Source organism: Streptomyces sp. NPDC005266 (assembly GCF_040607655.1).
Lineage (GTDB): Bacteria > Actinomycetota > Actinomycetes > Streptomycetales > Streptomycetaceae > Streptomyces.
This window is the reverse complement of the sequence record NZ_JBEXHC010000031.1, coordinates 32,199-43,619: the sequence shown is the minus strand read 5'-3', so window position 1 is coordinate 43,619 and position 11,421 is coordinate 32,199. Positions and strand designations below refer to the sequence as shown.

Sequence of the window (11,421 nt, the reverse complement as noted above, 5' to 3'; positions counted from 1 at the left end):
CTTCCTGCTACGGGGCCTCGCGGAGGGCGTCGTACACGGCTGCCGCGGCAGCCGTGTCCTCAAGGGACAGGCCCACGCTGCGAAAGATCGTGGTCTGGCCGGGGTTCGGCGCCGCCGCCCCGCTTTCGAGCAGGGCGCCCAGCTCATGGAGGTGGGCGCCGTCGATGAGGCCGTTGGCGAGTGCCGCCCGGACCTCTCCTGCTTCTTCCAGCGCGTCACCCTGCTGTTCGACCGCTACGAACGCTGTCGTCAACAGCTCCGGGGCAATCTCCACGGCGTCCTCGTGCGTGCCGCCAATGACGTTGAGATGAGCCCCGGACCGGACCCATTCGGCTTCGATCAGCGGTGTCTTGCTGTCGGTGGAGGTCGCCGTGCAGATGATCTCCGCATCGTGAACGGCCGTGCGGGCGTCATCGCACACCGTCACAGCGACATGGGGGCCCAGACGGGCTTGGATCCACTCGCCGAGCGCCTCCGCCCTTTCCCTGGTCCGGGAGTACAGCCGAACGGAGCGGATCGGGCGCACCACGGCCATGGTGCGCAGCAGTGCGCGGGCCTGTACCCCGGCTCCGACGACGGCCAGATCGCCGGCATCCGGCGACGCACACACCTGCGTCGCCAGGCCGGCGACGGCTCCCGTACGGACAGCAGTGAGCGCGGCACCATCCAGGAGTGCCGTCACTCGGCCTGTCTCCAGGTCGACCAGGGCAACGATGCCGTGGATCAGAGGCAGCCCACGGCTCGGATTGGCCGGTGTGAGGGTGGTGATCTTCAGTGCGGCGACACCGCGCTGTTCCCATGCCGCCGGGCTGACCAAGAGCTGGTTGGGCGGCTCCTGACCGGTCTGCAGCAGGGTGCGGGCGGCGGTCTGCGCCTGCCCGGCGCGGAGCGCCCGAAAGGCATGCCCCAACGCCTCGATGACGGGCGGGAGCAGGTCGTCGCGTTCCAACTCCGGCCCGTCGATGAGCCGTGGCGCCCATGCCGTACTCACACCGCGACCTCTCCACCGTCCACGGCGATGTCCCCGCCGGTCATCCACGCCGACTCGGCGGATGCGAGGAACACCGCCGCCCCGGCAAGATCCTCCGGACGGCCAGGCCGGCCCAGGGGAATGTCCTTTCCGCGTTCCTGCCAAAGGTCCGGGTCGTCGCGCCATTGCGCGGCGTTGGACTTGGTGGCGGTCAGCCCCGGTGAGATGGTGTTGACGCGGATACCGAAGGGGGCCAGCTCATAGGCCGCCCCGCGAGTCAGCATCGACACGCCGGCCTTGCTGCACTGGTAGTGGGCCATGGCGCTGATGGCACTGGTGGCGCTGAGTGAGCTGATGTTGATGATGCTTCCCGGAGTGCCGGCGGTGCGCAACCGCGCGCCCAACGCCTGGGTGGCGAAGAACGGGAAGCGCAGATTGACCGCCATGACGCGTTCGTACTCGTCCGGGGTCAGATCCAGGAATGCCGTCCTCGTGGCCGTGGCAGCGTTGTTCACCAGGACGTCGGGGAGCCCCAGGGCCTCCGACGCCGCGTCCATCAAGCGCGGCACGGCGTCCAGCTCGGCGGCGTCGAGCAGCATGTAGTCCGCCCGAACGCCGCGCGCACGCAGCTCGGCGAGGGTGGACCGGGCCGCGGCCTCGTCGTTCAACGCGGTGAAGAAGACGTCACAGCCCTCGCGGGCGAAGGCCATGGCGATGGCACGGCCAATGCCGTTGGCGCCACCGGTGACTATCGCCCGCTGCCCGGTCAGTCTGCCCATGGCGGGGGTTCCGTCTCCCATCAGATCTTGGGCGGGCATTCGACGTGGCAGAGGTCCAGGCCGTTCTCCAGCACCGTCTGCACCGATTTCGTGATCAGGAGCCGGAACTCGTTGGCCTGGTCGCCCTGCAGGACAGGCGCGCTGGCGTAGTAGGAGTTGTAGATGCCGGCGAGGTCGAGCAGGTGCCTGACCAGAACAGCGGGGTCGTCCTCGTCGGCCGCCTTGGCCACTTTCTCCGGGAACTCGAGGAGGCGGAGGATGAGCAACGACTCCTGCTCGTTGAGGTCGAAGGAAGTGATGTCGGCGGCTTGGGGCAGCGGCCGGTTGTACTTCCGCAGAATGGCCCTGGCCCGGCAGGCGGAGTAAACGGCGTAGGCGCCGCCCGCCTTTTCGAATTCAGTGATGACGGAGTTCAGATCGTCCTTGTCGATGTTGACCGATGTCTTCATGTCCTTCTTGAGGTCATTGAAGACCACCGAGCCGACCGCGAGCTGGTGGGCGGCCTGATCGATCTCTTCCTCGGTCATCCCGCCGCTCTCGGCGGTCTTGGCACGGAAGTACTCAACCGACCGGGCGAGCAGCTCGTTGACGCTGGCGACGGTGTCGCGGCTGGACAGCTTCTTCCCGGTCGCGGCGTCGACATAGAAACCGAAGTAGGTGTGCTTGAGGTTCAGCTCGCCTGGCTTGGCCAGCCCGAGCACCTCAGCGGCCTGGAACAGCCGGGAGAAGTGAATGCGCTGTTCCTGACCCACCACGTAGTTGATGTCGGTCGGCTCGAAGATTTCGCGCCGCAGCTTGATCGCCCCCACGTCACGGGTGGCGTAGATGCTCCGGCCGTCGGAACGGCGGACCACCAGCCGCTCGCCCCCGGGCAGCGGCACCACGATCGCGCCGAGGTCCTTCTCCAGCAGGGCCGTGGACTTGGCCTTCACTTCGGGGGTCATCTCCCCGTCCTCGACAGCGCGCTCGAGTTCGGCGACCTCTTCGTCCACCATCTCCTCGGTGAGCTGGTAGGCCCGGCCGCTGCGGGTGGCCTCGTCCACCTCCGCGTTTCCGGCGTCGAGGTAGAAGCTTTCCCCAATGGTGAAGTCGATGTTGATGCCGAGCGCCTCGTAGAAGGACCGGAAGTCGGCCAGACTCCAATCCACCATGCGCCGCCAGAGCTCGACCTCCTCCGGGTCACCCTCCTCCAGCCTGTGGAAGCGGGCGTCAGAGGCGGCGACGAACTCCTCGTAGGCCGTCCGCAGCGCGTGGGCCCCGGTCACTCCGGGGAAGTAGGTGGCGACAACCTCGCGATCGGAATCGGCGGCGTCCTCCAGGTCCGTTCCGGCGGCCACGGTCCGTTCCAGGCTGCGCCGGATGGAGTAGATCGCCAGCAGCCGGTCATTGTTGCTCATCTCCTCCGGGAAATGAGCCTCGAACCGGCGGTATCCCTCCAGCATGAAGCCGAATCCGCCGAAGTCGTTGATGTGGTTGACCCGGTAGACCAGTGCGCCGGAGGCTTCGTAGAGATTGCTGAGCACGTGGCCGATCATGGTCGAGCGGAGGTGACCCGCATGCAGCACTTTGGCAACGTTGGGTGATGAGTAATCCACGATCTGCGTACGGCTGGACCTGCTGTCGTTCTGGCCATACCGATCGCCCAGGGCAATGATCGACTGAACGCTGGACAGATACCAGTCGTCGGTCAGCCGGACGTTGACGTAGATGCCTTTGTGGCTCACGTCGGCTACGGCGTCGCTCAGCGCGGGGGAATTCAGGGCCTCGACGATCCATGGAATGTGCGAGGAGATGTATTCCTTGGCGCCGCCCTCCTTGAGCAGCCCAGTCAGCCTTACCGCCAGGTCGGCGCCGAACCGTGAGCGGTCGAGGATGTCGACCTCCCAGGGAAGGGTGTCGCGCCCGGACCGTTCGAGCAGGACCTGCTGGATCCGCGCCTTGATGTTGGCTAGCGGATAGTCCTTGGCGGCCGGAGGTACCGAGGCTCGTCGCTGCTTCTTCACGGCATCGCGGAGTGCTTCCACTCCGTGTCGACGGGCTTCGTTCTGCTTGGCCAACTCGTTCATGGAATCGATTCACGCACCGTAGCGATAGTTGTCTTACGGGTGGATAACCCGCTCTGTTCGTGCTGTTGCAGGGTGATCACCGCAGGGCAGGCTGTTGCCGCGGCCCGTCATGGTCGCGGGCCTCGGTGCTGTTCCGCAGCTCTGCGACGACGTCCACGATCAGGTCCTCCTGCCCTGCAACTGCCTGCCGCCTGCCCAGCTCGAAGAAGACATCGCGCGGATCGACCCCCGCGCGGCGGGAGGTCTCCTGCACTCGGGTTTTGAAGCCCGAGAATACCCCAGCCAGGCCACTCACGATGCTCTCAGAGCTGATCGTCGGCGGCGTCGACATCAACTCCCGCTCCGCCAGGTCCGCCGCGTCCAGCAGTGCGTAAAGGTCGATTTCGGTCGAGAAACCCATCCGCTCCAGCACGGGCACCAAGACCTCCAGCTGGGTGTTGCCGGCTCCGGCGCCGAAGCCCCGGGCGCAGCCGTCCATGACGCGGGCCCCTGCCTCCGCGGCGGCGACCGAGTTGGCAACGGCCATGCCCAGGTTGTTGTGTCCATGGAAGATCACCGGAACGTCGACAGCCTCGGTGATGGCGGTAATGCGCTCGGTCACGTCAGGGGGCAGGTAGTGGCCGGAGGAGTCGAAGATGCCCACGGCCTGGGCGCCGTAGGCGACCAGGTTGGCGCAGTGTTCGGCCAGTCGCTGGGGTGTGGCCATGTGGCTCATGAGCAGTACGCCGTGCGCCTCCACCCCGGCGTCACGCAGAAAGCCCAGGTGGCGCTCGGTGACGTCGCTCTCGGTGCAGTGGGCGGCGATACGCACCACGTCGGCACCGTGTGTCACCGCTTTCCGTAGATCGGCGGTGGTGCCCCAGCCGGGCAGCATGAAGACGCCCATGCGGCTGTTCGGCAAGGCCTCGCGCACGACCGACAGCATCTCGTCGTCGCTGAGTTTGGCCCGGCCGACCTGGAGAGAAGACGCGCCCAGCCCGTTGCCGTGGCCCACCTCGATCACGGGGACACCGGCCGCGTCAGCCGCTGCCGCATAGTGACGCAACTGATCACGGCCAAGCTGATGACGCACCGCGTGATGCCCGTCACGCAGGGTGGGATCGTGGATCAGTATGCGCCGCCCGTTCCCTGCCGGGTTCCCTTCAGCCTGGGTCACGACAGCTCCTTCGTAGCGCCCACAAGATCCTGGTTCGTGGCGTACTGCTCGGCGATCAGGATGGCGGCCGAGTTGATGATATCCAGGTTCCCGGCATACCTGGGTATCCGGTCCCCGGTGGCCGTCACCTCGACGGCGATGAACACGCGCTCATCGGTCACAGTGCAGGCCGCGACCTCATACCCGGGCACGTATCCGCGAACCTCATCGGCCGCTGCGGCGACGAGCGCGTTGACGGACTCGACCGTAGCGTCGGGAATCACGGCGGACATGGCGACCCTGAAGGTCGCCGGCGGCCGAGCAGGGCTCAGGTTGACGATCGCCTTGACGTCGCGCACGCCGGTGAAGGTGCGCACGGCGTCCTGGGTGGTCTCGATGTACTCGTCCAGGTTCTGGCGGGTGGCCCGGCCCACGCTGTGGCTGGCGGCCGTGGTGACAACCTCGATGTATTCCGGCGTGTACCGCTGTGCGAGCGCATGCAGGATGGGGATGGACGCCTGGCCCCCGCAACTGATCAGGTTGACATTGCCGTGCATCAGCGCGTCGGCGCCATTCACGGTCGGCGCCACCATGTGTCCCACTCTGCTGGGAGTGAGGTCGACCACCAGCGTTCCGAACGGCTTGAGCCGGGCCCAGTGCTCGGTGTGGGCCATCGCATTGGTGGCGTCGAAGACGATGTCGAACGGGTCTTGCGCCGCGACCAGCGAGTCGATGCCCTCCGCCGCGGTCAGGCAGCCAAGACTGGCTGCCTGGCGCAGGCCCCGTGCCTCGTTGTTGCGCCCGACCACCAGCCCGCAGGTCAGCGACGGCGACCGCTGGATCTTGGTGACCAGGTCGAGGCCTATGAGTCCGGCGCCGAGAACGGCCACGTTCAGGGGTTCACGCCCAGGCATGTGCAGCAGCCCTTCCGCCGGCAAGCAGCAGCCTCTCCGTGAGAAGGTCACGGACTATGCGAAGGGCCTCAGAACGCTGGCTCGCGTCCGGGCAGTGCAGCTTGAGCAGATCGCGTAGCGGGGTCACGCCGTCGGCCCCCGCCAGCAGCAGGAAGGCGAACAACGGGAGCTCCTTGACCAGACCGCTGCGGGCCCGGCTGGTCAGTTGATACTCCGGGCCGGACTCACCCACACGCGCCGACAGTTCCACACCTGGGGCGCGGAACAGCGGACCGTCCTCGATGGCCTCGTCCACCGGTGCGGCCGGGGCCACAACCCGGTCTCCGATGACCAGTGCGTCCATCTGTGTGGCCAGCAGCACATCGATCGCCTGCGCCGGCGTCTCGGCGATCGGCTCACCGCGGACGTTCATGCTCGTGTTGACCAGCACGGGTATGCCGGTACGTTCGCCGAACGCCGTGAGCAGGGCGTGCCATCGCGGATGGCTGACGCGGTCGACCGTCTGTACGCGCGCTGATCCATCGACGTGCGTCACGGCACCGAGTCGATCACGCCACTCCGGGCGCACCTGCACCACCCTCAGCATGTAAGGGCTCTCGTCGTCCGGTCCCATGTCGAAGAATGTATCGGCGAGTTCGACGGGCACGACGGGCGCGTAGGGCCTGAACTCCTCTCGATACTTGATCGAGCGGTTGAGGTGCTCCCACATGGCGCGTTCGAACGGGGCGGCCATAATGGAGCGATGGCCCAGCGCACGAGGGCCGAACTCCGAGCCACCCTCGAACCAGCCGATCACTTGCCCCTCTGCAAGGCGTTCGACGATCTGCTTCTGGTCGAATCCGCTGGTGCGGAGGACACTGTTCCAACGGTTCAGAGCCGCGTCGATCTCCTCGGTGCGATAAGGCTTGCCGAGGAAGTCATGGGTGACCGGGGCCCCCTTGGTCTCACCGGTCAGTACGTAGTGGGCAGCAGCTGCCACGCCGACTGAAACCCCGGCATCGTGGCTGGCCGGCATCGCATAGAACCGTCGCACGCCTGATTCGCGTATGATGCGCTGGTTCGCGACGCTGTTGAGCGCCACGCCGCCGGCGTAGGCAAGGTCGGCCTCGCTGGTCAGCTCCAGGACTCGCGAAGCGCGCTCAACGAGCGCCACCTCAAGGTCCGCCTGCACCCTCGCGGCAAGGTCACGGTACTCCATGGGGTTGCCGCGGCGATTGGCTCGACGCAGTCCTTGCTTCCAGGCGCTCGTGAAGCGGGACGTTCCCGAGTCATCCTTGGTGAGCAGACTCTCTCCGAATCGGGAAGCCTCGCCGTAGGGGGCGAGACCCATGAGCTTTCCGCCCTCCTGCCAGTCACCGAAGACGTACTGGGAAACGGACGCGTAGGTCTCTCCCAGGGACGATGAACCGCACATGGGATGGAAGGACGCCGCTACTCCGCGCTCCACCAGGCGGTAGCCGGAGCGGTCGAATACATAAGCGGACTCGACGTGGTAGGGCGGCCGGGGAACGGGCATGGGCCTGTTCACGTACTCGGCGAGTTCCGGGCCGCGCAGGAGAAGGTCATCGGCCCCGATCACGCTTCCTCCGGAGCCGTCCACCACCCACACGGCCGATCGGTCGAAGGGGCTTGAGAAGAACGTGGCGAACGCGTGGGCCAAGTGGTGGGAAACGAACACCGAGCGTTCGCCGACGGGGTCGAAAAGGTCGAAGGTTTCGTCGGCGAACGGGAAGTTCAGTCCCACCTGAGTGGGTACGAGGTTTTGCGTGTTGAACGCGAACAGGTCGACGTCATCGAGGGTCAGGCCCGCCGCTTCCAAACAATAGTCGGCCGCGGCCCGCGTGTTGAGGTACGGGCGACCATCGCGTTTGATTCGGGTGATCCGTTCGAGCTGGACGGCGCAGACGATCTCGCCGCCGCGCATCAGGCACGCAGAGGCATCGTGACTGCACGAAATGCCAAGAACGACGGGTGTCTGACCTTTGACGGTACTGGACATCATCGAGGACACTACCGCCTAGGACAGTTGCTGATGCGGAGCACGAAGAGGCTGCGTCGAGCCGTAGCGTGACGTCTGTGTCTCACTCTTCGGTTGTGAGTAATAGTTGATGATGGCGGCGAGCCGGTCATGGTCGGAACGATTCTGCGTACTGGCGTGAACGGTCATGACATCCAGGAACAGTGCGTCACCGGGATTCATGATGGCCGGGCGGACCTGACTCAGATCGAGCTGGTTTTCCTGTACCTGATAGTCATCCAGGTCCGCATGCGGTAGAAGTCGCTTGTGCGAGCCGGGCAAGAGCTCTATCCCGCCACGCTCAGGCGTTGCGGGATCTATCGCACACCACAGCGTGACCTGACGTGCCGACATGTCAGTCCAGTACGCGAGATCCTGGTGCATGGGCTTGCGCCGGCCGCTTCTCGCCGCTTTGAAGATGAGTTTCGATGAATGCATATAAATGCTGGGGCCGATCAAGTCCTCAACGTGGTCGAGTACACGGGGAGAACTGAAAATCTCGCGGAATCTGGGATCGTTGTCGAATGGTGCCGGCACCCTGCGGAGTACTGGTGCCGCGTTCTCGTCCTGATCCCAAGCCGTGCTGACCTGCGGCGAAGCCGGCGCTTGGGCCGCCGCGACGCGCAGGTAGTAGTCCTTGATGTACGTGAGATCGCTGGCGTTCAAAAAGTCCGGAATGATGCAATATCCGTCACGATTGAATTGCTCGATCTGACCAACGGTGAGGGCCTTGAGCGTCATGCGGTCAGAGTACTGGTGGCACCTGCATGTGATCAATGGGCTTGTTGTCGACTGCTGTTGACCGAGATGTCTATGAATCAGGTCGGTCCGCCATCGAAGGACGAGTCCACTGCTACTGGACGCAGTGGGGTCACCGACGTCAGTCGTGATGTGGCGGGGCGGCGTCCTGGCAGAGTTGATGAGGTCTCAGGAGCGCTCTGCGCCAGGCTTGTGATCGCCTGGTGCTGAGTTCGTGATCACATGGTACCCGAGAAAGATCGGCTATACACTGCCTCCGTGATCATCAACTGGCCGACGGAGGATAGGCCGTGGGCCTGCTCCCTCGTATCGTTCACCTTTCTGACGCGAGTGACCGATGACTGACAAGGTGTCACCGGTAGGCTTGTCGGGCCATGCTGCGGTCATCTGCGGCCTTGGGGCCTGGTTGCCGCCGAGGGTCGTGACCAACGCAGATCTCCACGCCCGACTGGGCACCTCCGAGGAGTGGATTCACAAGCGGACCGGCATCTCCTCTCGCCATGTCGCTCTCCCCGGTATGGCCACCTCCGATCTGGCGGTGGAAGCCGGTGCCCGGGCCCTGAAGTCGGCGGGCGGTGGCGAGGTCCAGGCTCTGGTACTGGCTACGACGACCCCTGACCGGCCATGCCCGGCAACGGCTCCTGAGGTCGCGTCCCGATTGGGCATGACGGGGATTGCCGCCTTCGATATCTCCGCAGTCTGCACCGGCTTCCTGTACGGGCTGGCGACGGCTGCGGGATTCATCGCCGCCGGCCTCGCGGACCGAGTGTTGCTCATCGCGGCGGAGACCTTTTCCACTCTTCTGGACCCGGAGGACCGCACCACCGTTCCGATCTTCGGAGACGGCGCCGGTGCGCTGGTGCTGCGCCGCGGGACCGCTGCGGAGCCCGGAGCGATCGGGCAGGTGCTATTGGGGAGCGATGGCGAGCTCAGCGATCTGATTGCCGTCGAGGCAGGCGGGTCTCGGCAGCGGTCGGCCGGTCGGGCGCCCACCGTGGAGGAGAAGTACTTCCGGATGCAGGGGCGTGAGGTCTTCCGTCATGCGGTGGAGCGGATGAGCGCCGCGGCAAGCGCTGCCGTGGAAGCCGCCGGCTGGCGACTCGAGGAGGTCGACAGACTGGTCGCGCATCAGGCCAATGCCCGGATTACTTCCAGCGTCGCGTCAGAATTGGGCATTCCGCCGGACCGCCGTGCCCAGAACATCGAACACGTGGGTAATACCGCTGCCGCATCGGTTCCCATCTTGTTGGCGCAAGCGACGGCCGGAGGCTATTTGGCCCCAGGCCATCGCGTCCTGCTCACTGCTTTCGGGGGCGGACTGACGTGGGGTGCCACCACTGTGGTCTGGCCCGAACTCGAGAGCGTCTCCCTGGCGGATGAGCCGTAGTCGTCCCGCTCGCCGCTCACACGTCAGTTATCGGCTAGTAGCTCTGGAGAAGTCGTGTACGAAACCCTCAAGGCCATCTTCATCAATGACCTCCACCTGATGGAGGAAGACATACGGCCAGAGGCCACCCGCGAGGAGGCCGGGCTGGACTCCCTCGCCATGGTGGAGCTGTCCATGATGCTCAGCAAGAGGCTGGGCATCGAGGTCAGCGATGACGAGTTGCTCGAAGCCGCGACGGTCGCGGAGATCGTCGACCTGGTGAGCCAGCGAGGTACGAGAGTCTGACCCGGCGAGCTCGACCGCAAGGTCCTTCGCGACGGGTGAGCGAGTCGAAGTCCGAGCGGGAGAGCACCATCCTGCCGCCAGGCCGCAGAACTCGATGCACCTCTCGCAGGAGCAGAGTCGGGTCGGGGAGGCACTCCAGGAGGTTGGAGGAGACGACCGCGTCCACACTGGCGTCTTCGAGGGGCAGCTTCTCCCGCAGGTCCGCGGTGGCCAGCTTCACCGAGCCGCCGTGGCGGCTCAGCCGCGCCCGGGCGGCGCCCCGCAAGCCACGCTGCACTACGCGGCCTCGGGTCGGAGGAAGCGGTCGCCCTCCGCGTGGGCGATGCCACGCGGCCGGAGACGGGGTGGGGCGAGTTCCTCGTCCACGAACTCGGCCCGAAGTCGGCAGCCAGTGGACCGACACCGGCGAGGTCCATGAGGAGCGGGATCTCGAGGGCAGAGGCGAGGGCGACACGCGCATCGTCCCCATCCACCCGTCCCTCGTCGCGATTCTCCGCGAGATCACCAAGGAGTACGGCCTCAAGTCGGCCGACCTCCTCTTCCCCGGCGAGAAGGGAGGCATGCTCGCGGGATCGGTGTTCCGGCGCGTCGGGGCCACGGCGCGGTCCTGCTGGCGATCTACGCATGCTGCATCGTCGGCCAGCTGGACGACTACCTGAAGCGGATCGAAGGCGTCCACCCGTAGAAACCCGGTTTTGGGCCGGTGCTAGCCGGACTCCGCCCCGGCGGAGGGAGAGAGTCCGAGTCACCTGGAAGGCCAGATAAACCTAGCCTGACCTGCGGAAACGTCACCAATCTGGCAGGGCGTCAATGGCGCCCCCGGCAGGACTCGAACCTGCGGCCAAGCGCTTAGAAGGCGCCTGCTCTATCCACTGAGCTACGGGGGCCGGTGGTCGTGGAGCTGGTGAGCCCCCGGGTTCCTGCGGTACCGACGTGCGGCCGTGGTGCGGGTGGCCGACTCGGCGGACCGTGACCTTGCCGGGGACAAGGATAGGGCTCCCCGCGCCTCGTCCCGGTTGCTTCACCTCCGTGGCACGTTGTGGAGGTTCGGTGAAGCGGTCCGATAATCGCAGGCAGGTGCGAAACTTGCATCGTTTTTGACGCCTCAG

At 65.8% G+C, this 11,421-nt stretch carries 11 protein-coding genes and 1 tRNA gene; 3 read left to right on the top strand and 9 right to left on the bottom strand.

Annotation, left to right across the window (positions count from 1 at the left end):
* Positions 1-7: 7 nt before the first annotated feature.
* From ABZU99_RS33350 to ABZU99_RS33320, 7 genes are all read right to left on the bottom strand, one after another.
* On the bottom strand, positions 8-991 hold the full coding sequence (locus ABZU99_RS33350) for an ornithine cyclodeaminase family protein (RefSeq protein ID WP_355952950.1): 984 nt from the start codon (positions 989-991) through the stop codon (positions 8-10).
* The gene (locus ABZU99_RS33345) at positions 988-1,749 is read right to left on the bottom strand and encodes an SDR family oxidoreductase (protein ID WP_355952953.1); all 762 of its coding nucleotides are present in this window, start codon (positions 1,747-1,749) and stop codon (positions 988-990) included. Before ABZU99_RS33345 ends, ABZU99_RS33350 begins: the two co-directional genes overlap by 4 nt.
* Positions 1,750-1,769: 20 nt before the next feature.
* Positions 1,770-3,815 (bottom strand): arginine--tRNA ligase, encoded by a 2,046-nt coding sequence (argS, locus tag ABZU99_RS33340; RefSeq protein WP_355952956.1) that lies wholly within the window; start codon positions 3,813-3,815, stop codon positions 1,770-1,772.
* A 76-nt stretch (positions 3,816-3,891) separates the two neighbouring features.
* Positions 3,892-4,971 (bottom strand): 4-hydroxy-2-oxovalerate aldolase, encoded by a 1,080-nt coding sequence (gene dmpG / locus ABZU99_RS33335; RefSeq protein WP_355952959.1) that lies wholly within the window; start codon positions 4,969-4,971, stop codon positions 3,892-3,894.
* Positions 4,968-5,864 carry an acetaldehyde dehydrogenase (acetylating) gene (locus ABZU99_RS33330; RefSeq protein ID WP_355953029.1) on the bottom strand — a complete coding sequence of 299 codons (897 nt, stop codon included), beginning with the start codon at positions 5,862-5,864 and terminating at the stop codon, positions 4,968-4,970. Before ABZU99_RS33330 ends, dmpG begins: the two co-directional genes overlap by 4 nt.
* Positions 5,851-7,863, bottom strand: coding sequence for a carbamoyltransferase C-terminal domain-containing protein (locus ABZU99_RS33325; protein ID WP_355952961.1), 2,013 nt, complete (start codon positions 7,861-7,863; stop codon positions 5,851-5,853). The genes ABZU99_RS33330 and ABZU99_RS33325 overlap by 14 nt, the downstream gene beginning before the upstream one ends.
* An 18-nt stretch (positions 7,864-7,881) precedes the next feature.
* Entirely contained in the window at positions 7,882-8,622 is a 741-nt protein-coding gene (locus ABZU99_RS33320) for a phytanoyl-CoA dioxygenase family protein (RefSeq protein ID WP_355952963.1), read from the bottom strand.
* A gap of 355 nt (positions 8,623-8,977) precedes the next feature.
* Between ABZU99_RS33320 and ABZU99_RS33315 the strand changes: the two genes are divergently transcribed.
* Together ABZU99_RS33315 and ABZU99_RS33310 are read left to right on the top strand one after the other, a co-directional pair.
* The gene (locus tag ABZU99_RS33315; RefSeq protein WP_355952965.1) at positions 8,978-10,027 is read left to right on the top strand and encodes a beta-ketoacyl-ACP synthase III; all 1,050 of its coding nucleotides are present in this window, start codon (positions 8,978-8,980) and stop codon (positions 10,025-10,027) included.
* 54 nt (positions 10,028-10,081) lie between these two features.
* Complete coding sequence (locus ABZU99_RS33310; RefSeq protein ID WP_355952968.1) at positions 10,082-10,312, top strand: acyl carrier protein; 231 nt, start codon at positions 10,082-10,084, stop codon at positions 10,310-10,312.
* Here the strand turns inward: ABZU99_RS33310 and ABZU99_RS33305 are convergent.
* Positions 10,233-10,772: a methyltransferase domain-containing protein gene (locus ABZU99_RS33305; protein WP_355953032.1), complete on the bottom strand. Its 540-nt coding sequence runs from the start codon at positions 10,770-10,772 to the stop codon at positions 10,233-10,235. The two genes, ABZU99_RS33310 and ABZU99_RS33305, sit on opposite strands and share 80 nt — an antisense overlap.
* On the opposite strand from ABZU99_RS33305, the gene ABZU99_RS33300 reads away from it, so the two are divergent.
* Positions 10,657-10,971, top strand: a complete 315-nt coding sequence (locus ABZU99_RS33300) for a hypothetical protein (RefSeq protein WP_355953048.1) — start codon at positions 10,657-10,659, stop codon at positions 10,969-10,971. The two genes, ABZU99_RS33305 and ABZU99_RS33300, sit on opposite strands and share 116 nt — an antisense overlap.
* A gap of 152 nt (positions 10,972-11,123) precedes the next feature.
* On the opposite strand, the gene ABZU99_RS33295 is transcribed toward ABZU99_RS33300, so the two are convergent.
* Positions 11,124-11,199, bottom strand: a tRNA-Arg gene (locus tag ABZU99_RS33295).
* Between the last annotated feature and the right edge of the window lie 222 nt (positions 11,200-11,421).